Origin of the sequence: Bradyrhizobium tropiciagri, assembly GCF_001189845.1 — a bacterium.
In the GTDB taxonomy this organism is placed as follows: Bacteria; Pseudomonadota; Alphaproteobacteria; order Rhizobiales; family Xanthobacteraceae; genus Bradyrhizobium; species Bradyrhizobium tropiciagri.
In genome coordinates, this window is sequence record NZ_LFLZ01000090.1 from 1 (window position 1) to 21851 (window position 21851).

Below are 21851 nucleotides of genomic sequence, written 5' to 3' on the forward strand. Positions count from 1 at the left end.
GCGACAGCTAGATTCGCGGAAACTCCCCCTCACCCGAAACGCATCTAACGATGCGTTCCGACCTCTCCCCGCACGCGGGGCGAGGTGAAGTGGAGCGTGCGGTTCAATTCGATTCGAACCCATTTGCCCTAAACCAGGAACGAGAGCGTGTAGATCGCCTTGTCGTTGTTGACGAGGATGACCTTCTTGCTGGCCATCCGCAACTCGCCATCGACATGGCGCAGCCGATATTCATTGCGCGCCGCCCAAAGCGTATCGTCGCGCAGGCTCGACTCGAAAATCAGGCTGTTGCTGGCGACCGCGATGTCGCCATTATCAGGCTGCTCGTCCATCAATTCGATGTTGGAGATCAACCTGCGCAGGTTCGACTGCGGCGTCTGGGTGAAGTGCTTGCCGGTCATCAGCTGGCGCACGCGCAGCGCGATCCGCGAGCGGTTGTCATAGATGATCGACATCTGCCGCTCGGGGTCGATATCGGCGCCGTTGGCCGGCACCCAGTAGACGCCGTCATCGGTCCAGAGCTTTTCCCAAGCCTCGTATTGATGCTCGTCCTGCAACCGCGCCTCGCGATAAAGGAAGGCGGTGATGGCGCTCATCAAGGTGGCGCTGCTCTCGCGCGACAGCATCAGGCCGGCTCCATCAGCTTGCGATAATGGGTCCAGATGCCGCGTGACGGCACCTCGTCGGTGACGTGGCCGACTGTGAAACCGAGCTCATCCTGCCGCTGGCGCTTCTCGCCGCGGCCGAGGAAGATCCATTCCGGATTGCGCGCCAGCACGCCGCGGTGGCAACGCTCGTACATCTCGGAATCGTCCGCAAGCAGGAAGCCGGCCGGGCCGACCGAGCCCATGGTCTGCTGGCGCAGCCTGCGGTTCAGATCGGGCGCGCCCTTGAATTGCAGTGCCGTGACATGCTGCACGCTATCGTCGACGCCGAGCGGCTGGATCACGAACATCTGGATCTCGGCGATGAACAGGTTGGGGAAGATCATCACATGCGGCGTGCCGTCGATCATGATCTCGCGCGCCGCGGTGTCGCCGTAGGCCGTCTTCATCCGCGCGGTGTAGTCGGGCAGCCGCTCCTCGCTGGTGCCGAACCAGCTCATCGGCGCATCGCGCTTGCGGAACTCGGGCCGCAGGTCGATCTCGGTATGGCCGTTGCCGTAATCGCGCGTCAGCGCGGTCGAGGCGCCGCCATAGAGCTTGCCGATCATGCTGTCGGCGACACCGAAGATCGAGGTGTGCACGAAGGCCGGGTGATAGCCGTCGCACTCATTCTCCAGGATGAACTTCCAGTTCGCCTTGACGCGATGCTTGAGGAAGCCCGCGGTGATCTCGACCTCGCCCTCCGGCGAGGTGCGCACGAGCCGATCGATGGTCTCGCGGCGCCGCGAGATGCTCCTTCAGGGTCGGGCCTTCGGCTGCGAACGAGCCGAACACGAAGCCGCGGTAGGACTCGACGCGCGTCACCCGCCCGAGCGCCAGCTGCGCCTTGTCCTGCCCCTCGTAACCATCAGGGAAGGCATAGCCGACCAGCCGGCCGTCATTGGCAAAGGTCCAGGAGTGGAACGGACAGGTGAATGAGCGCGCATTGCCGCGCTCAAAGGAGCAGACCTGGTTGCCGCGATGCGAGCAGCGGTTGAGCAGCAGATTGACCTTGCCCTGCTCGTCGCGCGTCATGATCACCGATTGCGGGCCGATCGACTTGACGACGTAGTCGTTGGCATCAGGCACCTCGCTCTCGTGGCCGACATAGACCCAGGTCCGGTACCAGATGTTCTTGAGCTCAGCTTCGAAGATCTCGGGATCGGTATAGAGCGATCCGTGCACCCGGTCGGGCCGGATCAGCCGCTCCCATGGCGGAACGCCGGTCATCATGTTCATCGCTCCGTCTCCCTCGCCGGCCGCTTGCGCGGATGCCTTCGCCGATCGCTCAAATAATAATCCGAACGACCGTTCGGTAAATTAATAGCATGGGCATCGGAGGCCGGCAAGCCTCTTTCTGGACACCGCGCACCGCCGTGCAGTGCGCAACGATGCAATTCCCGGTGGTCGCCGGTGTGCCTCAGCCCTGCACGCCGCCTTCGCGTTCGCCGCCCGCAATCTGTTGCAGCATCGACTTCGGCGTCGTCGCGAGCTCGATCTTGAGCTGGTCGCAGATCGCCCGCCGCAGCAGGCGCTCGATCTCGGTCGCAGCATCACGATTGGCGGCACGCGCCCCCTCGCCGCTTGCCCAGAGCAGAAGCTGTCCCAGCTGCCGGTCGCCATCGTCGCGCAACGCCTCGATCGCGGTCGCGTCCGACGTGTCGCCCTGGACGCGGGGCGTCGTGGGAATCTCGGGATGGATCATGCCGTCGGCCAGTCGCCTGACGGCCGCGAACGTGTCGTCCTGCAGACGCACCTGCTCGAGCAGCGGCCCGGCCTTCCAATCCGCGGCGAGCTTCAGCCCGTTCAGCGCGTAGATCGCAGAGAACACCTGTCCCCGGACAAAATCGTCGTCGCTATTCGGCACGACATGGCTTTGCAGGGCATCGATGATGCCGTCGATCAGCCGTTCGAAGGATGCGCTCATGCCGCGGCCTCCAGGGCGCGCTCAAAGGCCCGCACGATCGAGGGCATCTGGCTTGCCATCACCGCAAGCCGCATGTCGTTGAAACGATCAACCTCGAAGGCCCGCACGGCGCACATCTGGATCGCCGCCGCCTGGTACAGCGCATAGGCCTCGTAGAAGGCGAGGCTCCTGTCCGAAACCACAATGCCGGAGGCCCGCTGATAGAGATCGATCACCTCGGCGCGCTCGAGCACGCCATAGAGCTTCCGGCTCCTGGCGTTGAAGGTCGGCATCATCGCCCAGGCGAGATCCTCATGGGGATCGCCGAGATGAGTCAGCTCCCAATCGAGAATGGCGGCGATCCGCCCGCTATGCTCGATGAAATTCCCGATCCGGTAGTCGCCATGCACGATGGTGCGGCACGGCGGCTGCGGGCAATTGTTGTGCAGCCAGCGGCCGCCCCAATCGAGCAGCGGATAATAACGCGCTGTCGGACGCGCCAGCGACGCCCGCCAGCCGGCAATTGCGCGCTGTTCGGCGCGATCCGCGCCCTGCGCCTGCGACGCGAATGGCGTCGCGCCTGGATTGATCCGATGCAGCGACGCGAGGATCTCGATGAACTGCCGGGCGATCGCGCGCTTGTGGTTCGGGTCGATCTCGCTCGCCGCCCAGGGGGCGGGAACGTCGCCCTCGATGTGCTCGCAGATAAAGAAGGGAAAGCCGATCTCGGCGCCATCCTGCGCTGACGACACCAGCGCCGGAACCGGAACTCCGCTGCCGGCCAATGCTTGCAACGCATGAACCTGCGGCAGCACGGAGTAAGGCGCAAACAGCCCGCTCGGCGGCCCGACGCGCAGGATCAGCTTGTGGTCCCCACCGAGAGCAGAGCGCGCCACGAAAGCGTAGGTAGTCCAGGAGAAGCCCGACGATTTGCGGCCGAAGCTCGTGATCTCGGTCCGGCTCCCGGATATCCGCGACATGTGTTGCGCCAGCGCAGTCCGCACCGCATCATCATTCACCACAGCCGGGTGAACAAGGTTCGGCGCAGCACCCGGCACATCGTCGGATCGTTTCGCAACCTCCGGCATCAATTCACCGACCTCGTATAGCCCTGCCACTTCTCTTCGCGCAGCGCCGACTTCATGATCTTGCCGGAGCCGGTGAGCGGCAGCGGTTCAAGACGGATGTCGACCGAACGCGGGCATTTGTAGCCTGCGATCAGCGTGCGGCAATGCGCGATCACCGTTTCCGAATCGAGCCGCGCGCCGTCCTTCGGCACCACGATGGCATGCACCGCCTCGCCCCATTGCGGATCGGGAACTGCGATCACGGCGCATTCCTTGACTTGGTCATGCTGGAAGATGGCGTTCTCCACCTCGCCGGAATAGACGTTCTCGCCACCGGAGACGATCATGTCCTTCAGGCGGTCGACGATATAGACAAAGCCGTCCTCGTCCATCCAGGCGCCGTCGCCGGTGTGTAGCCAGCCGTTGCGCAGTACGCGCGCACTCTCCTCGGGCTTGCGCCAGTAGCCGAGCATCACGCCGGCGCCGCGGATCGCGATCTCACCGACCGTGCCGCGGGGCACCTCATTGCCCGCGGGATCGACGATACGGATCTCGACTCCCGGCGCCGCCCGGCCCGCCGATTTGCGCTTGCCCGCCAGCGGTCCCTCGAGCGCGTGGTATTCCCAGGGCAGGATCGTCGCCAGCGCAGCGCTCTCGGTCATGCCGTAACCCTGGTGGAAGCGCCAGCTCGGCAGCACGCGCATCAGCTTGACCAGCAGCGCATCCGGCATCGGAGAGGCGCCATATTCGCAATCCCTGACGCTGCTCAGATCATAGGTGCCGAAGGACGGATGATTGAGCATCATGTTGAGCATGGTCGGCACGAACAGGCAGTAATCCACCTTGTGCTCGGCGATGGTCTTCATCGCGAGTTCGGGTTCGAACTTGGGAATAGTGACATGGGTGCCGCCGACCAGGGTCAGTGCGATCATCGGCGAGGTGCCGGCCAGATGGAACATGCCGGCCGAGTGCAGATACCTGGTGTCCTCGCGGAATCGGAGCGCATAGATCCAGACCAGCGATTCGTAGATGATGTTGGCGTGCGACAGCATCACGCCCTTGGGGAAGCCAGTGGTGCCGCCGGTGTAGAAGATGCCGGCAAGATCGTTGTAGGCGCCGGACGCATCTTCGATCGGCGCGTGCGCAACCAGCTCGTCATAGCCCTGCATGCCGTCGGGGACCTGTCCTTCATCCAGATAGACCATCGCGGTGAGCGATTTCGCGCCTCGCAGCGCCGAGCCGATCTCGGCAAAGGCCTTGTCAACCAGCAACAGTTTTGGCGTGGAATCGTCGATCGCATAGGCATTCTCCGCGGCCGCCCAGCGCGTGTTGAGCGGCACTGCGACCGCACCGGCCCAGGCGATGGCGTAGAGCGCCTCGATATAGAGATCGCTGTTGTGCGCCAGGATGGCGACGCGATCGCCGGGCTCGATGCCGAGCCGCCGCAGCCCGCCCGCGGCACAGGCGACGCGACGGCCGATCTCCTTCCAGCTCCGCGACCGTCCGGCATGGATCGTGCCCGGTGCATCCTTGCGCAACTGCACCGCCGAGATGAGCGCCTGCGTCAGCTTCATGTTTCCTCCTCGCCGCCACGCCGCTGCGTACGCCTGCGGATATTTCCGTCATGCACGCAGCCGGTACGCCGCCCGGAGATTCCAGTTGATAATCCGGACAGACGGTCTATTATTGCACAGCGAGCGCGGCGGGTAAAGCCTGGAAGCTGCCGCCGTCGGGATCAGTGAGCCCCGCAAAAGAGGGCCGTCATGGGAGGGGAAGATGCGGAAGCCAATCGTCACGTTTGCAGTGTGGGCGTTTGCGCTCACCGGCGCGCTCGGAACAGCGAACGCCCAGAAGGCCTATGGTCCGGGGGTCAGCGACACCGAGATCTTGCTCGGCGCCAATGCGCCCTACAGCGGGCCGGCGTCGATCTATGCGAGCTTCCCTAAGACCATGCTCGCCTATTTTGCGATGCTGAACGAAAAGGGCGGCATCAACGGCCGCCACATCAACCTCCTGACCCGCGACGACGGCTATAGTCCACCCAAGACGGTCGAGGTGACGCGCGCGCTGGTCGAGAACGACAAGGTGCTCGCGATCATGGCGCCGTTCGGCACGCCGACCAACGCCGCGATCCAGAAATACCTCAACAGCAACGGCGTCCCGCAGCTGCTGGTACAGAGTGGCGGGACGCGCTGGAACGATCCGAAACAGTTCCCCTGGACCACGCCCTACTCGCCGACCTACGTCAACGAGTCCCGGATCATCGCGCGCTACGTCCTGCGCGAGAAGCCGGACGCCAAGATCGGCGTGCTCTTGCAGGCCGACGACATCGGCAAGGATTTTGTGCTCGGCCTGAAGGAAGGGCTTGGCGCCATGGCCGACACGATGATCGTCAAGGAGGCGATGTATCAGTCGACCGAGCCGACGATCGACTCGCAGATCGTGAACCTGAAGGCGTCGGGCGCGGATACGATCCTGATCGCGGCGCAGAACAAGTTCGCCTCGATGGCGATCCGCAAGATCCGCGAACTCGGATGGAAGCCGCTGATCTTCCTCGGCTCGACCGCAAATTCGATCGCCGGCGTGCTGGTGCCGGCGGGGCTCGACGCTTCGACCGGTATCCTGACCACGACCTCCTACAAGACGCCGAACGATCCGGCCTGGGCCAACGACAAGGGCATGGCCGACTACCTCGCCTTCGTCGCGAAATACATGCCGGGGATGGACCCGAACGATGTGATCGCGGTGACCGGCTACACCACGGCACAGCTCGGCGCGATCATCCTGCAGCGTTGCGGCGACAACCTCACGCGGGAGAACGTGCTGAAGCAGGCCGCCAATCTCAGCGGCATCTCGCTGCCGATGCTGCTGCCGGGCATCACCATCCAGACCACGCCGCAGGATTACGCGGCGATCACCGAACGCCGCTTCGCTCGCTTCGACGGCAAGACCTGGGTGCTGTTCGGCGACATCGTGGGAGCCGGACCGGCCAAGCAGGCGGCCAAGGATTGACCGCACGGCGCATCGAACGACCGAGGCTCAAACACCAAGGACAAAAACAATGCTGACAGCCCAGGATGATCTTATCGGCCACCAAACACCGCGGCCGTTTGCCAAGGCAGGCGGCGGCGATATCAGGTTCACCGAGCGCTATTGGTACACCGCGCATCCGATCGACGGCAGCGAGCTGCTGATCGATATCGGGCTCGGATATTATCCGAACCGGAACGTGATGGACGGTTTTGCCGGCATCACGATCGGCCGCCGCCAGCACAATTTCCGCGCCTCGCGGCGGCTCGGAACGCGCCCGCTCGAGACCGAGGTCGGCGGGCTCAGAATCGAGATCGTCGAGGGCAACAGCCTGCACAGGGTCTCGCTCGCCGAGAATCCGTCGGGCATCAGCTTCGCGCTCGAATTCAAGGCGAGCTTTCCCGCGGCACAGGAGAAGCAGAATTTCCGGGAGCGCAACGGCGTCGTCGAGGAAGACCTCGCCCGCGTCTCGCAATTCGGCCGCTGGCGCGGCTGGATCGTCGCTGACGGCAAGCGTTACGAAATCGAGCCGGAACGATGGTGGGGACAGCGCGACCGGTCCTGGGGCCTGCGCTCGGAGATGCGAACCGACGAGACGCGGCCGCCGGTTGCGACCCATCGCAATTTCTTCTGGACCTGGTCGATGTTCCAGTTCGAGGCGTCGGCGCTGTCGATCTTCATCAAGGAGCGCACGCCGGGCAAGCCGCATTACCTGTCGGGCACCGAGTTCCGCCGCGAGACCGACGGATCGGTGTCGCATCGCGAAGTCACCGGGGTCGAACACACAATCGAGTGGGCCGACGATCCGCTCGGCCAGACCATCGCTGCGGCCGACTTCACCTTCAGCTTCGATCGCGGCGAGCCGCGCCGCGTCAGGATGCTGGGATTACCGACCCGGTTCTATCTCAAGGCCGGCATGTATGGCGGGTTGCAGGGCTGGACCCATGGCGACGACCGCGGCGAGAACGATGCTGCGCACGACATCTGGAACCTCGACGATGCCGCGACACGCGCCATCGCGCGCACGCTGTCGGACCATGTCGTCCGGCTCGAAAGCGGCAACGAGACCGGATTCGGCATCAGCGAATACGGCGTCGCCGCCGGCTATCCGCTCTATCCGGGACCGCAGACATTCCCGGCGATGTGATGGACGGGCAAGGCATCCGCGTCGCGGACGGTGACGAAACCGCGTGCGATCCATGGGACGACAGGGCGGCGGAGGCGCTGGTCTCGCTCGAGACCATCGCCCCGCTGCGCTATCGCAGCCGCTTCGGCGACGGCAATCTCAACGGGCGCTCCTACGGCGGCCAGGTCCTTGGCCAGGCCATGATGGCCGCGACGCTCAGCGCGCCCGAGGATCGCCCGGCGGCGATGCTGCAGCTCCTATTCCTGCGCGGCGCCGACCCTGGCCGGCGCATCACCTTCGACGCGCAGGTTCTCCAGGACGGCAAACGGTTCTCCTCGCGGCACGTCGTCGGCAGCCAGGGAAATGGGCGAACGGTGCTGAGCGCGCAGGCCACGTTCTGCGCGCCGCAGCCAGGTCCGCGGCATGCAGTGCCATTTGCTCGGCGAGAGGATCCCGAAAGCCTGCCCGATCTGACCATGATCCCTGACGCGCTGATGGCGCAGCTGCGGCCGCTCGGTCCCTACTCCCAGCACATCAAGCCCAGCATGGAATTCCGCGTTCCCGAGATCGAGCGGCAGCTCTCGGCCGCGACCGCAGAGCCGCGCCTGCGCTTCTGGATCAGATCCAGGCAGCCGCTCGCCACGGGTTCCCGCGCCCAGGCCGCCGTGTTCGCCTATCTCTCGGATTGGTGGCTCAACTTCTCCAGCATCGGCGGCCATCTCCGCGACCTGCAGACGCGCGCGCCGCTCTATCTGTCGAGCCTCAACCATTGCATCTGGTTTCATCGCGCATTTTCGCCCGACGCCTGGATGCACGTCGACACCGAGAGCCCGTGCGCCGACGGCGGCCGCGGCCTGTCGATCGCCCGCGTCCATGACCGCAACGGGTCGATGCTCGCAACGTCAATCCAGGAAACCCTGATGGTGTATCCGGACGGCGATGCGTAAGCCACGCCGCGACGGAGTCGAGCGCGCGCCGTGATCGCTGCTGGGTTGCTGTCGATGCGCCGCGCTGGTTCCACCGGCTGTTGAATCCCGGCAACACCGCCAGACAAAATCGCACAATCGCGCAGATTGTGGGTTTTGAATCACGAAGGTGCCGCATCCCTGTCAAATCCTGTTCGCGGGTGGCGCAACAAGAACACTATGGGGAAAACCTACATGCAGCAGGCACCGCTGGCCGCACGGAGTGCGGAATCGTCTGGATATGTCCTCTACTTCCAGCTCGCCAGCAATGGCACCAGACGCGCGTGCAGTCTGACGATTCAGGCGGAAAACGCCAACGAGGCGGCGCGTATCTTTCGCGAGAACTGGGGCACGATCGAATCGATGGCGCGCGATGGCGTGAGCACGGGAATGGTCGGCAAGGCGCCGGTCAGCCTGACGATGTCGTGAGCCGCATGGCGCGACGTACGGCGTACATCTACGCGTGAGGCGTGACAGGATAACGACCTCCGGGATCGCGCGACCAATTGACGCGCTGACGCAACGATCAAGTCATGAAGTGCAAGGCTCGCGCACACGCGCGAGCCTCGCTGCGTCTTAGAACGATTCAAATCCAATCGGGTTAGAGGGATTCAAGTCTGCTCCGGTTCTTTTCGCGCGCGCCGACTGCTAGAGGCGCGGCGTGAATGAGTTCGCGTGAATCGGAAGTCCAAGAGTGCCTGTGAATGCTGATCGCCGGGTTGTCGGCGACCGTCGAAATGCCGCCGACAAGGGCCGCACCCACCTGCTGATCGGCGCAGCGTTCCTGCTCGCCGACGTCTCCTCCGCAGTAACGCCGGCAAGCGCCCAATCGAGCGTCGCCTTGCCGCCGGTCACGGTCGAACACCCGACGCAGAAGCGCAAGCCTGCAGCCAGTTCGGCGAAGCCGGCACAACGAACTCAGCCCGCGGCACGGCAGCCCAGCTGGAATGCCCAGCCGACGCCACCGACCGCGTCGGAGCGCGCGGCAGCCAGCGCCGCCGCGCTGAACGAAGCCAAGCTCGGTTATCGCGCGATGCCAAGCGCGACCACCTTGCGCAGCGGCGCCTCACCGCTCGACACCGCGCAGACGGTCAACGTCGTGCCGGAGCAGGTGTTCAGGGATCAGCTGCCGCGCAACCTCGACGACGCGCTGGCCAATGTCAGCGGCGTCACCCAGGGCAACACGCTGGCCGGCACCCAGGATGCCGTGATGCGCCGCGGCTTCGGCGACAATCGTGACGGCTCGATCATGCGCAACGGCATGCCGCTGGTGCAGGGCCGCAGCCTCAACGCCGCGGTCGAAAGCGTCGAGGTGCTGAAGGGCCCGGCCTCGCTGCTCTACGGCATCATGGATCCCGGCGGCATCGTGAACACGATCAGCAAGCGCCCCGAGCTCTACCAGCACGGCTCGATGACCCTGCTCGGCTCGACCTACGCCAACAACAAGAGCGGCGCCGACGGCACCATCGACGTCACAGGCCCGATCGGCAATGGCGGCCTCGCCTATCGCTTCATCGGCTATGGCGTGAGCGAGGACTACTGGCGCAACTTCGGGCGCCATCGCGAGATGCTGGTCGCACCGTCACTGGCCTGGTACGGCGACAACACCACCGTCCAGCTCAACTATGAGCACCGCGAATTCATCGCGCCGTTCGACCGCGGCACCGCGTTCGATTCCGTGACCAAGGCGCCGCTGGCGATCCCCGCGACACGCCGGCTCGACGAGCCCTTCAACAACATGTGGGGAACCTCCGACCTGATGCAGGCCTCGGTCGAGCACCGCCTGAATCAGGATTGGAAGCTGTTCGCGGCCTACAGCTACAACACCGAGACCTTCAGCGCCAACCAGCTCCGCATCACCGGCATCAACAGCAAGACCGGTGTCGAGACCCGCAGCAATGACGGCACGCAGGGTTCGCTCAGCAATGCGAGTTACGGGACGTCCTATCTGCAGGGCAATGTCTGGCTCGGCGGGTTCCGCAACGAGGTGCTGTTCGGCGGCGATGGCCAGTACCGCACGATCTACCGCGACAATCTGATCCGACAGGCGACGCCGAGCTTCAACTTCTACAACCCGGTCTATGGGCTGATTACGCCGGGCACCACGGTGTCGGCCAGCGACAGCGCCCAGACCGACAAGCTCGGCCAGTGGTCGCTGTTCTTCCAGGACACGCTGCATCTGACCGAACGCTTCGCGCTGGTCGGCGGCGTGCGGTACATGGATTACGACCAGATCGCCGGCAGGGGCCGGCCGTTCATCACCAACACCAACGTGTCGGCGGACAAGGCGCTGCCGCTCGGCGGCGCCATCCTCAAGCTCACCGACCAGGTCTCGCTCTATGCGAGCTACACGCAGTCGCTGAAGCCGACCTCGACCATCGCGCCGCTCACCGGCGGCGTCGTGATCGGCTCCAACATCGCCCCCGAAGAGGGCACCCAGTGGGAGACCGGCGTCAAGTTCGACTTCGACAAGCGGATCTCCGGCACGCTTGCGCTCTACGACATCGAGAAGAAGAACGTGCTGGTTTCGCAGCTCAACCCCGCAACCGCCGTCGTCGAGTACCGCACCGCCGGCAAGGTTCGCTCGCGTGGCGTTGAGCTCGACGTCACCGGCAGGCTGACTGATAGCTGGAGCATGATCGGCAGCTATGGCTACACCGATGCACGGGTAACCGAGGATCCGACGCTCGCCGGCAACGCCCTGCAAAACGTGGCGCTCAACACCGCCTCGCTCTATCTGGTCTATGATTTCGGCACCACCCTGCCCGGCCGGCTGCGTCTCGGCGGCGGCGCGCGTTATGTCGGCGACCGGCCCGGCGATGCGGCGAACAGCTTCGTGCTGCCGTCCTACACCATCGCGGATGTGTTTGCGACCTACGAGACCAAGGTCCAGACGTTCCCGGTGATCTATCAGTTCAACGTCAAGAACCTGTTCGACACCGTCTACTATCCATCCGCCAACAACATCCTGACGGTGGCGATGGGCGATGCGCGGCGCTTCTCGCTCTCGGCGACGGTGAAGTTCTAGCATGGGCGCTGCGCGCACAGCGATCGGACTGCTCGCCGCCGTGGCCGCGACCGCTTTCGCCTGCACTGCGGTGCGCGCTGACGAGCTCACGCTTTACTCGACCCGGGAAGCCAATCTGGTCGAACCCGTGATCGCGGCCTTCACCGCAGCGACCGGCACCAAGGTCAGGAGCGTCTTTGTCGAGGACAGCCTGGTCAAGCGCCTGACGTCGGAGGGCAACGATTCACCCGCGGACGTCCTCATCACCATCGGTCTCGACAAGACGACGCAGCTTGTCACGCATGGGCTGACGCAGCCGCTTGCATCTTCAGTGCTTGACCGGGCGGTGCCGGCGAACCTGCGCGGTGGCGGCGGCCAGTGGATCGCGCTCGCCGTCCGTCCGCGTGTGGTCCTCACACGTAACGACAGCTCCCTCGCCGCGATCGACTATGAGGAGCTCTCCGATCCCAAATGGCGCGGCAAGCTGTGCATGCGGCCGGCCGCGCACCAGAACAATGTCGCGCTGATCGCAGCTTATCTCGCCCATCACGGCACGGATGCGACGGAGAGCTGGCTCGCCGGGCTGAAGGACAATCTAGCCCACAAGCCGACCGGCAAGGACAACGATGTGGTCCGTGAGATCGCGCAAGGACGCTGCGAGATCGGCATCGGCAACACGGTCGCGCTCGCGCAGCTTCGCGATGGCCGCGAAGGCAATAATTGGCGCGGATGGGCGGATGCCGTGAAGGCCGTGCCGACCGCGTTCACGGGCGGCGGCAGCCACGTCAATCTGACCGGCGCGGCGATGGCACGGCACGCGCCGCATCCGGCCGCGGCACGCGCCTTCCTCGAGTTCCTCGTCACACCCGCGGCCCAGACGATCTTTGCCGCCGCCGAGCTGGAATACCCCGTACTTGCGACCGCAAGGCGAGCCCCGATTGTGGAGGGGATCGGATCGTTCGCTGCCGATGCTCTCCCTGTCGATGAGATTGCCGCGCATCAAGCCGCCGCAGTCACCCTGATCCGAAAGGCCGGCTTCGATGAATGATGTCCGACGTCCGATCAAGGCCGCGCTGTTACAGGTCCATTCCATCGCCGGCCTTGCGCTGGCGCTGCTCTGGGCCGTGGTCGGCCTCACCGGCGCGACGATGGCGTTCGAGGATGAGATCGAGGCCAGCCTGAACAGCCACATCATGCGTGTCGACTCCAGTGCGACGCGGCGATTGACGCCGGACGAACTGGTCGCGCGGCTTCAGGCGGCGGGCAATTTCGGCAAGGTCTCCGCCGTCACCATGTCGAGCGATCCATCGGCCGCGGCGCGCATCCGCTTCGCCCGCAGCGAGGGCGGCGCGCGGCCGTCCTCGGTCTATGTCGATCCCTATGACGGACAGGTGCTCGGCTCGCCACGCGGCGAGGACTTCTTCGCCACCGTCCGCGAGCTGCATCGCTGGCTGCTGCTGCCGGGCGACGGCAATGGCATGGGCCGCAAGATCACCGGCACTGCCGCGATCTGCCTGATCGTGATGCTGATATCGGGCCTCGTGCTGCGCTGGCCGCATCGCGCGCGCAGCGTGAAAATGTGGCTGAAGCCAAATCTGGGACTGCGCGGGCGTGGCCTGCACCGCTCGCTGCATGCCGTGATCGGCACCTGGGTGCTGCCGGTCTATCTGGTGATGACGCTGACCGGCCTGTGGTACTCGTTCGAATGGTACAAGGCCGGCGCCAACTGGCTGCTGGCGCGGCCGCAGGCCACGACCGCGGCGATGCAGCCGAAACCACCGCGCGGCGCGGCGGCTGCCGAGAACAAGAGTGAAGCAAAGACCGAGACAAAACCGCTCGTGTTCGATCACGTCTGGTCAGCGTTCCTGCAGCAGGAGAACAACGACTACGGAAGGGCACTTCTGACCATGCCGGCCGGCGCCGGGACGGCGGTGCGCGTGCGGTCGTGGTCGAGGGATTCGGCGCTCGAGAGCGTGCGCGACGAATTCCGCATCGATGCCATCACCGGGCGCGTCATCTCGTCGGATCGTTACGCGGACAAGACGTTTGGCGAGCGCGTCCTTGCCGGCGTGCTCGACATCCACCGCGGCGCCATCCTGGGATGGCCCGGCAAGCTCGCGTTCATGCTGGCCGCGGCGATGATGCCGCTGTTTGCCGTGACCGGCCTGCTGCTCTATCTGTCCCGCCGCCGGCACCGGCGCCTCGCGCGGCCGCCGGTCGCTCACCTCGTGCCGGGCGAGTAAGCTTCAGGAGCCGGCGATCAGCCGAGATCGCACGCCGCAAGCCGGGCACGCAGCTCGCCATCCGTTTCCACAGCAAGCTCGATCAATCCACGATAGGGATCGCCCGATATGCCGAGCACGGCAGCGAACGCAGGCTCGGTCTTGAGGCCGCCTGCCCTTAAAGTTCCGACGGCTCGCCGCAGCCGTCCGTCGTCAAGCGCGAGCAGCCGCCGCTCGACCTCGAAGTGGATCCAACCGCGCTGCAGCTCCACAGGATCCTGGTCACCGAACAGCTCGAACGGCCAGCCATCCCACACAAAGCGGGCAATTGCCGGCCGCGTTCCCGAGGTCCATCGGTAGAGCATGAAATCGTCGGCCGATCGGTAGTGCGTCCACACGATGTCCGCGAAGGCGTTCGGGTCCATCGTGTGGCAGACGATATCGATGTCGCTGCCGGGCACCGCAAGGCCGAGCGGCAGCGTTCCGACGATACGGGGATCGAATGGCTCGAGCCGCTCCAGCACGGCAGAGCTGGTGACGGCGGACTTGTAGTCTCCGATGGTCATGGCGTGGCACGCCCCTCAGGATCGCAGCGACGCAATACCACGCGCGCGTCGAATGCGTGAGCCTCTACGAGTGGACGGAGGACGAGAGAAAGCGCCTTGCAAAACGTTGCGGGGCGATCCCGACCGCGTCACCGTGGTCGAAATCGCCCCGCCAAACGCGCGGACAGGCGGGACTGCCTCGCAATCCCGCCTGTCCAGACGATCGTCGCAACGATCCGTTCGGGCTGTTAGCCGAACTGGTTCATCGTGTTGTGGGCGCCGCCCGCCTTGAGGGCAGCCTCACCGGCGAAGTACTCCTTGTGGTCGTCGCCGATGTCGGAGCCCGCCATGTTCTGATGCTTGGCGCAGGCGATGCCCTGACGTATCTCCGCGCGCTGCACGTTCTTGACGTAGCCCAGCATGCCCTGCTCGCCGAAATACTCCTTCGCGAGATTGTCGGTCGACAGCGCCGCCGTGTGATAGGTCGGCAGCGTGATCAGATGGTGGAAGATGCCGGCGCGCTTGGCCGAATCCGCCTGGAAGGTGCGAATGCGCTCGTCGGCTTCGATCGCAAGCGGCGTCTCGTCGTATTCCGGCTTCATCAGCTCGGCACGGTTGTACTTGCTGACATCCTTGCCGGCTTCCTTCATCGCGTCGTAGACCTGCCAACGGAAGTTGATCGTCCAGTTGAACGACGGCGAGTTGTTGTACGCCAGCTTCGCGTTCGGAATGACCTTGCGGATGCGGTCGACCATCGAAGCGATCTGCTCGATATGCGGCTTCTCGGTCTCGATCCACAACAGGTCCGCGCCGTTCTGCAGCGAGGTGATGCAGTCGAGCACGCAGCGATCCGCACCCGTGCCGGGACGGAACTGGTAGAGGTTGCTGGGCAGACGCTTCGGACGCATCATCTTGCCGTTCTGGTTGATGATGACGTCGCCGTTGCGCGCGTTGGCAGCCGTCACTTCCTCGCAATCGAGGAAGCTGTTGTACTGGTCGCCGAGGTCGCCGGGCTTGTGGCTCACGGCAATCTGCTGGGTCAGGCCGGCACCGAGCGAGTCGGTGCGGGTCACGATGATGCCGTCTTCAACGCCGAGCTCGAGGAACGCATGGCGGCAGGCGCGGATCTTGGCGATGAACACCTCATGCGGCACGGTGACCTTGCCGTCCTGGTGACCGCACTGCTTCTCGTCGGAGACTGGTTCTCGATCTGCAGGGCGCAGGCGCCCGCCTCGATCATCTTCTTGGCGAGCAGATAGGTCGCCTCGGCATTGCCGAAACCGGCGTCGATGTCGGCGATGACGGGCACGACGTGGGTCTGGAAGTTGTCGATCTTCTCGATCAGCGCCTTTTCCTTGGCCTTGTCGCCTTCCTTGCGGGCCGCATCGAGCGCACGGAAGATGTCGTTGAGCTCACGCGCGTCCGCCTGACGCAGGAAGGTGTAGAGCTCTTCGATCAGCGCCGGCACCGAGGTCTTCTCGTGCATCGACTGGTCGGGCAGCGGACCGAATTCGGAGCGCAGCGCCGCAATCATCCAGCCGGAGAGGTAGAGGTAACGGCGGTCGGTGTTGCCGAAGTGCTTCTTGATCGAGATCAGCTTCTGCTGGGCGATGAAGCCGTGCCAGCAGCCGAGCGACTGGGTGTACTTGGTGTTGTCGGCGTCATAGGCGGCCATGTCGGCGCGCATCAGCGCAGCCGTGTAGCGGGCAACGTCCAGACCGGTCTTGAAGCGGTTCTGCAGGCGCATGCGCGCCACGGCTTCGGCGGTGACGCCGTTCCAGGTGTCCTTGGTCTTGAGGAGCGCTTCGGCTGCCTCGATCTCACTCTGATACGAAGCCGGTCCCTGGATAGCCGGATCGCTGATCCCGCGCGGTTGGAAGTTCATGTCCGTGATCCCTTCGGTGACGAAATAACTGGACCGTTTGTGACGCCTGGCGGCGTTGGGAGCTAGACCTGGCGCGGAAAACTTGTCATAACTTACAAGAAACCGTTGTATTGTTGTAAGAATCTTACAGAAATTGGATGAGGCCATGGTAACCTCAAGCGCCCGTTCCGTTTTCATGGGCCCGCGACTGCGGCGGCTGCGGCGCGACCTCGGGCTGACCCAGGCGGACATGGCGGCCGATCTCGAAATCTCGGCCCCCTATGTCGCGCTACTGGAACGCAACCAGCGGCCGGTGACGGCGGATATGCTGCTTCGGCTGGCCCGCACCTACAAGATCGATCTGGCCGATCTCGCCGGCGACGGCGGCGCCGATCACACCGCGCGCATGCAGTCCGTCCTCAAGGAACCGATGTTTGCCGACATCGACATCCCCACGCTCGAAGTCAGCGACCTCGCGGTCAGCTATCCCGGCATGACCGAGGCGTTCCTGCGCCTCTACACCGCCTATCGCGAAGAGCAGCTGGCACTTGCAGAGCGGCGCGCGCCGGACCTGGCGGGTGCCGCCTTGCTGCCGGGCGAGAACTTCGACGCCAACGATCCCGTCGCGGAAGTCAGGCGATTCCTCGCCGCGCGCCGCAACAATTTCGCCAACCTCGACGATGCCGCCGAGCGTCTCGTCCATGAGCCGGCCGGACCGGCCGGATTTATCGAGCGGCTTCGCGAACGTCACAAGCTCCAGGTCCGCTATCTGCCGCCCAACGTCATGCTCGGCTCGGTCAGGCGACTGGATATGCATCGCAGACAACTGCTGCTCGAGGACTCGCTCGATACCGCAGGCCTCAATTTCCAGCTGGCCAAGCAACTCGCCTATCTGGAGCTGGAAGGCGAGATCAGCGCAGCGGTGGAAGACGGCAAGTTCACCAGCAAGAGCGCCGAGCTGCTGGCCCGCCGCGCACTTGCAGCCTATGCCGCGGCCGCGCTCATCATGCCTTATTCCGTGTTCGCGAAGGCGGTCGAGGCGCGTCGTTACGATCTCGAGGCGCTGGCCCGTCAATTCGGCACCAGCTTCGAGCAGACGGCGCACCGCGTCACGACCCTGCAGCGGCCGGGTCTCGAGAAGGTGCCGTTCTTCCTGATCCGCGTCGATCCGGCCGGCAACATTTCCAAGCTGCTCGACGGTGCCGGCTTCCCGTTCGCAAAGCACGGCGGCGCCTGCCCGCTGTGGTCGGTCCACGACATCTTCAAGACGCCGCGCCAGATCGTGACACAATGGCTGGAATTGCCCGATGGACAGCGGTTCTTCTCGATCGCCCGCACCGTGACCGCCGGGGGCGGCGCGTTCGGCGCCATCCGCGTCGAGCGTGCGATCGCGATCGGCTGTGCCGCCGAGCATGCCGGGCAGCTAATCTACACGCGCGACGGACAGGGGCCGAACGCCGATGAGCCGACCCCGATCGGAGTCGCCTGCCGGGTCTGTCATCGCCCGCGATGCGCGGCGCGATCGGCACCTCCGATCGGACGCGAGATTCTTCCCGACGATTTCAGAACCTCGAGCGTGCCGTTCGGCTTCTCGGCTGACTGACGCGGTCGATCACCCCTGCGGCCGGTTCTGGTCGTACAGCACCCGCGCGCGGATGGTGCCGTCGATGGCTCTCAGATCGGCCAGCAGCGCCTCGCCCTCGCCGCCGACCACGTCGGTCTCGAGCACGACATAGCCGACCTCCGGATCGGTCTGCAGATACTGCGCCAGAATGTTGATGCCGTGCCGGGAAAGTGCGTCGTTGACCTGCCGCATGACGCCGGGAACGTTGCGGTGAACATGGATGAACCGGGTGCCGGTCGGTCGCGCCGGCAATTGCACCTGCGGGAAATTGACCGCGCCGAAGGTCGACCCGACGTCGGAATAATCGATCAGCTTGCGGGCGACCTCACCGCCGATGCGATCCTGCGCTTCTTCGGTCGAGCCGCCGACATGCGGCGTCAGGATCACGTTGGAGAGCCCCTGCAGCGGCGAGACGAAGCGCGCCTCGTTCGAGACCGGTTCGACCGGAAACACGTCGACCGCGGCACCCGCCAGGCGGTTCTCACGCAAGGCGCTCGCCAGCGCGTCGAGATCGACCACCGTGCCGCGCGAGTTGTTGATCAGATACGCTTCGGGCTTCATCAACCGAAGCTGGGCCGCGCCAATCATGTTGGCGGTGGCCGGCGTCTCCGGCACGTGCAGCGATACGACGTCGCTGGCCGCGAGCAGCTCGCCGAGCGAGTCGACCGGCTCGGTATTGCCGTGACGCAGCTTGTCGGTGTGATCGAAATAGATCACGCGCATGCCCATCGCTTCCGCGAGGTTCGACAGCTGCGAGCCGATATTGCCGTAGCCGACGATGCCGAGCGTCTTGCCGCGCACCTCGCGGCTGCCTTCGGCGGACTTGTCCCAGCCGCCGCCATGTGCGGAGACCGACCGCGGAAAGATCCGGCGGAACAGCATGACGATCTCGGCGATGGTCAGCTCCGCCACGCTGCGGGTGTTGGAATATGGTGCATTGAAGACCGGGATTCCGAGCTTCCGCGCGGCATCGAGATCGACCTGATTGGTGCCGACCGAAAAGCAGCCGACGACGAGCAACCGGTCGGCGGCCTCGAGGATTTCCGCGGTCAATTGGGTCCGCGACCGAATTCCCAGCATATGGATGCCCGACAGCGCCTGCCTGAGGTCTTTCGGCCCCAGCGCCTTGGGCAGGCGTTGCAGCTCGGTATAGCCGTTCGCCTCGAACATCCGGACCGCGGAATCGTTCACGCCCTCCAGCAGCAGCACGCGTATTTTTGTCTTGGGAAGCGACAACATCATCAAGATCCAGGCTCGTAGGTTCGGCAGGTCATGCACGAACGCAGTTTCGACGGATCCGGTGATAACATAGAAAGCAATCGCGTCAGAAGCCGCCGTCAGCGGCCTGCCCCGCGATTTCCGGCCAAGCCCCGCAGGGCGGGAACCGATTCAGCCAAATATCTTGCTCGATTCGCGGGCAGAGCCTCCGTTCTGCCCCGGACGTTCGAACGCCTGCTCCGGCTCACCGGAGCAGGCGCGGCGGCACCCCAAACGTTTACTGGCAAGGATAGCGCCGGCCGTCCTTGGCCTGGAACGTATTCGACGCCGGGTCGTATGAGCGATAGCGCTGGGCGCACGACGTCGCGTGCTGCTGGGCGGCAGCCGCTTCCTGCTGAGCGGCCGCGTTGGCCGCACCGGCCGCAATGACGCCCCCGATGAGGCCGCCGACCAGACCGCCGACAGCAGCGCCGCCATCGCAGTTCCCGTAGCGGCACCAGACCTTCTCGGTCACGGCCGGCGCTGCGGCCGCAACACCTGCACCGTGCTGCAGCGGAGCCGAGATCGCGGAGACGGAAAACATCATAACGCCGGTGGTGGCCGTCAAAACGACTTTCAGAAAGCGAGCCCTACGCATCATATCTCCTGCTTCATTGCTGTGGGCGCAGGCCGGCACCTGCGTCCCGATTCCCTCAACATGGATGGGCGCGTCCGGTGACCGGACGACACCCGGACACGCGCGGCCGGTTACAATTCGCGCGTCAGCCTGCTTCACAAATGGGCGGAGTTCATTGGCCGGCTGCGTTCACGACGCGGCAGAGGTTATCGCCGACACCTGGAGCCAACTGTCCCGGCGGCAGGATGAAGGTCGCATCGACGCGGCTGCCTTTGCCGTCCTTGCGGACGACGACCTGCAACGTCTGTGGCCGGCCAGATCCGGTGGTCTCCTGCTGAACGGTCAGCGTGCCGAGTTTCTTGTCGACGTTCACACCGACAAAACCCTCGGCCAGGACGGCGCGGGACACCTTGTCGAGAGCGGCAGCGGGATTGACCGACGGGAAGATCATCCAGGTCTTGTGCGTCATACCGGTGACCATGGGAACGCCGGTGCTCTGAACGTGATCTGCGCAGCCATCGGCCAGCGCAGGTATGGACGAAAGAACCGTGAGCGCGAATACGCAAATTATCCTTGTAAGCATGCTTTCATAACCCGTTTGAGTAGGCCCGGAGCATTTAGGCCAAATGGGCTATGAGTCCATGGACGCCATCGCATTCTGGATGGATGCATTCGGATTATGGCTAGCATGACCGGTTGCGTGCGCAGCCACGCTCGCTGGTATTCTGAAACGCCGGCACCGCGATAGGCGTGACCGCAGCGGGCATGCTCCGAGGCGAGCGAATTGGATCAAATCTTACCTTTCGCTGCTCGATTTCGTGATCTGGATATCCTGTTCGGAAATTGGATATCGAGCGAGACGAAAAAGGGAACGCGACCTGATTTCCCCAAGGCTGTGTTAGGGTGACCGTGCGGTTTGTGCGTGTGGCAGACGTCTCAGAGGGATGGCTACCCCCCGGTCTGATGGATCGGGTCACTTAGCGCACAGCAATTGGTTAGGATTTGATGGTCGACGACGTACTCGCTGCACCTCCCACACGATCGGGCTCTTCGTTTGAAGAACTCCTTGAAATGCTCAGACCGCACGGGATCAGCGCCCACTCCCCGCTGCAGCCCAACCAATCGTTTCGTTGGCATGCGGATATTGCAATTGGCGCGGAGATTGACGTCGTACGGGCGGACCTTTCAGCAGGCTGGGATTGGCGTTACTCATACGAGGACTCTGCTGGAGAGCTCGCAATAGGCCTGCTGAATGCCGGCAAGGCCGAGACGCGCATTGCGGGAAAGAACGTCGAGCGAACCCCGTCCGAGATCGCCATCGTCCCCCTCCCGACGATGCAGGCGCAGCGCGTCGAAGCGGTCGATGGACGGTACTCAAGCGTAACGCTTACCTTGCATACGGGCATCGTTTCGAAGGTGCTGTCCGCGACATTCGGGAGCGCAGCGCTCGAAGATCTCAATTTGACGCCCATCGTCGGCTTGTCGACCGGGGCCGGGCAGACGCTGCTTCAGCTCGTTCGTACCAGCGCGACCGGCCTGTATGACGGGACCCTGGCGCGCTCTCCAAAAGCCAGCGCGCTGCTGTCCGAGGCCACGGTACAGCTCATCCTTGAGAACGTCCCGCATCGGCTGAGCGACCGGTTGAACCGCCACCCTCTGGATGCGCCGCCGCGTTACATCAGGCGGGCTGTCGATTATATGCGGGCCAATCCTCATCTGCCGCTGACGATATCGGACATTGCCGAGACGGTCGGCGTCAGCAGCCGGCTGCTGCAGTTAGGCTTCCGCAAAATTCACGCCACGACGCCGGTCGCCTATTTGCGACAAGTTCGGCTCGAGGCCATCCACGATGAACTATCGCGACCCGAGAACCTGCTTCCGGTCAGTGAAGTTGCGCTGAAGTGGGGCTTTACGCATATGGGCCGGTTTGCCGCGGTGTACCGCTCGGCATTTGGCCTTTATCCATCCGACACGGTGCGGCGAGCCCGCGGATTCTGCGGCTAAGCGGGCGATTGTC

General features: G+C 64.5%; 19 protein-coding genes and 1 pseudogene. 9 read left to right on the plus strand and 11 right to left on the minus strand.

Annotated elements, in window-relative coordinates; all coding sequences use genetic code 11:
* Nucleotides 1-128: 128 nt before the first annotated feature.
* From AKN84_RS39390 to AKN84_RS39410, 6 genes are all read right to left on the minus strand, one after another.
* Complete coding sequence (locus AKN84_RS39390; protein ID WP_050425761.1) at nt 129-626, minus strand: aromatic-ring-hydroxylating dioxygenase subunit beta; 498 nt, start codon at nt 624-626, stop codon at nt 129-131.
* Nucleotides 626-1363 carry an RHO alpha subunit C-terminal catalytic domain-containing protein gene (locus AKN84_RS49635; protein ID WP_244485730.1) on the minus strand — a complete coding sequence of 246 codons (738 nt, stop codon included), beginning with the start codon at nt 1361-1363 and terminating at the stop codon, nt 626-628. The genes AKN84_RS39390 and AKN84_RS49635 overlap by 1 nt, the downstream gene beginning before the upstream one ends.
* A complete protein-coding gene (locus tag AKN84_RS49640) occupies nt 1272-1883 on the minus strand; it encodes an aromatic ring-hydroxylating oxygenase subunit alpha (RefSeq protein ID WP_244485731.1) in 612 nt (203 codons plus the stop codon). The genes AKN84_RS49635 and AKN84_RS49640 overlap by 92 nt, the downstream gene beginning before the upstream one ends.
* A 181-nt stretch (nt 1884-2064) precedes the next feature.
* The gene (locus AKN84_RS39400; protein ID WP_050425762.1) at nt 2065-2571 is read right to left on the minus strand and encodes a hypothetical protein; all 507 of its coding nucleotides are present in this window, start codon (nt 2569-2571) and stop codon (nt 2065-2067) included.
* On the minus strand, nt 2568-3530 hold the full coding sequence (locus tag AKN84_RS39405) for a phosphotransferase family protein (RefSeq protein ID WP_157863384.1): 963 nt from the start codon (nt 3528-3530) through the stop codon (nt 2568-2570). The genes AKN84_RS39400 and AKN84_RS39405 overlap by 4 nt, the downstream gene beginning before the upstream one ends.
* A gap of 107 nt (nt 3531-3637) precedes the next feature.
* Complete coding sequence (locus AKN84_RS39410; protein ID WP_050425764.1) at nt 3638-5191, minus strand: acyl-CoA synthetase; 1554 nt, start codon at nt 5189-5191, stop codon at nt 3638-3640.
* Between the two features lie 202 nt (nt 5192-5393).
* On the opposite strand from AKN84_RS39410, the gene AKN84_RS39415 reads away from it, so the two are divergent.
* The 7 genes from AKN84_RS39415 (at nt 5394) to AKN84_RS39445 (ending at nt 13988) form a co-directional block, all read left to right on the plus strand.
* Entirely contained in the window at nt 5394-6629 is a 1236-nt protein-coding gene (locus AKN84_RS39415; RefSeq protein ID WP_050425765.1) for an ABC transporter substrate-binding protein, read from the plus strand.
* Between the two features lie 49 nt (nt 6630-6678).
* A complete protein-coding gene (locus tag AKN84_RS47580) occupies nt 6679-7794 on the plus strand; it encodes an Rv3169 family protein (RefSeq protein ID WP_050425766.1) in 1116 nt (371 codons plus the stop codon).
* Nucleotides 7794-8720 carry an acyl-CoA thioesterase gene (locus AKN84_RS47585; RefSeq protein ID WP_050425767.1) on the plus strand — a complete coding sequence of 309 codons (927 nt, stop codon included), beginning with the start codon at nt 7794-7796 and terminating at the stop codon, nt 8718-8720. Before AKN84_RS47580 ends, AKN84_RS47585 begins: the two co-directional genes overlap by 1 nt.
* A 213-nt stretch (nt 8721-8933) precedes the next feature.
* Nucleotides 8934-9167 carry a hypothetical protein gene (locus tag AKN84_RS47590; protein ID WP_157863385.1) on the plus strand — a complete coding sequence of 78 codons (234 nt, stop codon included), beginning with the start codon at nt 8934-8936 and terminating at the stop codon, nt 9165-9167.
* A gap of 271 nt (nt 9168-9438) precedes the next feature.
* Nucleotides 9439-11766 (plus strand): TonB-dependent siderophore receptor, encoded by a 2328-nt coding sequence (locus AKN84_RS39435; RefSeq protein ID WP_050425769.1) that lies wholly within the window; start codon nt 9439-9441, stop codon nt 11764-11766.
* Between the two features lies 1 nt (nt 11767).
* Nucleotides 11768-12793 carry an extracellular solute-binding protein gene (locus AKN84_RS39440; RefSeq protein ID WP_050425770.1) on the plus strand — a complete coding sequence of 342 codons (1026 nt, stop codon included), beginning with the start codon at nt 11768-11770 and terminating at the stop codon, nt 12791-12793.
* Complete coding sequence (locus AKN84_RS39445; protein ID WP_050425771.1) at nt 12786-13988, plus strand: PepSY-associated TM helix domain-containing protein; 1203 nt, start codon at nt 12786-12788, stop codon at nt 13986-13988. Before AKN84_RS39440 ends, AKN84_RS39445 begins: the two co-directional genes overlap by 8 nt.
* A gap of 17 nt (nt 13989-14005) precedes the next feature.
* Here the strand turns inward: AKN84_RS39445 and AKN84_RS39450 are convergent, their stop codons facing one another.
* Nucleotides 14006-14533 carry a DUF4269 domain-containing protein gene (locus AKN84_RS39450; protein ID WP_050425772.1) on the minus strand — a complete coding sequence of 176 codons (528 nt, stop codon included), beginning with the start codon at nt 14531-14533 and terminating at the stop codon, nt 14006-14008.
* A 227-nt stretch (nt 14534-14760) separates the two neighbouring features.
* A pseudogene (locus tag AKN84_RS39455) lies at nt 14761-16397 on the minus strand (isocitrate lyase).
* A 145-nt stretch (nt 16398-16542) separates the two neighbouring features.
* Here AKN84_RS39455 and AKN84_RS39460 point away from each other — a divergent pair.
* Entirely contained in the window at nt 16543-17979 is a 1437-nt protein-coding gene (locus AKN84_RS39460) for a helix-turn-helix domain-containing protein (protein ID WP_050425773.1), read from the plus strand.
* A 9-nt stretch (nt 17980-17988) separates the two neighbouring features.
* Here AKN84_RS39460 and serA read toward each other — a convergent pair whose 3' ends face one another.
* From serA to AKN84_RS39475, 3 genes are all read right to left on the minus strand, one after another.
* Nucleotides 17989-19242 (minus strand): phosphoglycerate dehydrogenase, encoded by a 1254-nt coding sequence (gene serA / locus AKN84_RS39465; protein ID WP_050425774.1) that lies wholly within the window; start codon nt 19240-19242, stop codon nt 17989-17991.
* A 253-nt stretch (nt 19243-19495) separates the two neighbouring features.
* Nucleotides 19496-19855 carry a BA14K family protein gene (locus AKN84_RS39470; protein WP_074125918.1) on the minus strand — a complete coding sequence of 120 codons (360 nt, stop codon included), beginning with the start codon at nt 19853-19855 and terminating at the stop codon, nt 19496-19498.
* A gap of 151 nt (nt 19856-20006) precedes the next feature.
* Nucleotides 20007-20315, minus strand: coding sequence for a hypothetical protein (locus AKN84_RS39475; protein ID WP_244485732.1), 309 nt, complete (start codon nt 20313-20315; stop codon nt 20007-20009).
* A gap of 524 nt (nt 20316-20839) precedes the next feature.
* On the opposite strand from AKN84_RS39475, the gene AKN84_RS39480 reads away from it, so the two are divergent.
* Nucleotides 20840-21838: a helix-turn-helix transcriptional regulator gene (locus AKN84_RS39480; RefSeq protein ID WP_244485733.1), complete on the plus strand. Its 999-nt coding sequence runs from the start codon at nt 20840-20842 to the stop codon at nt 21836-21838.
* Nucleotides 21839-21851: the final 13 nt, after the last annotated feature.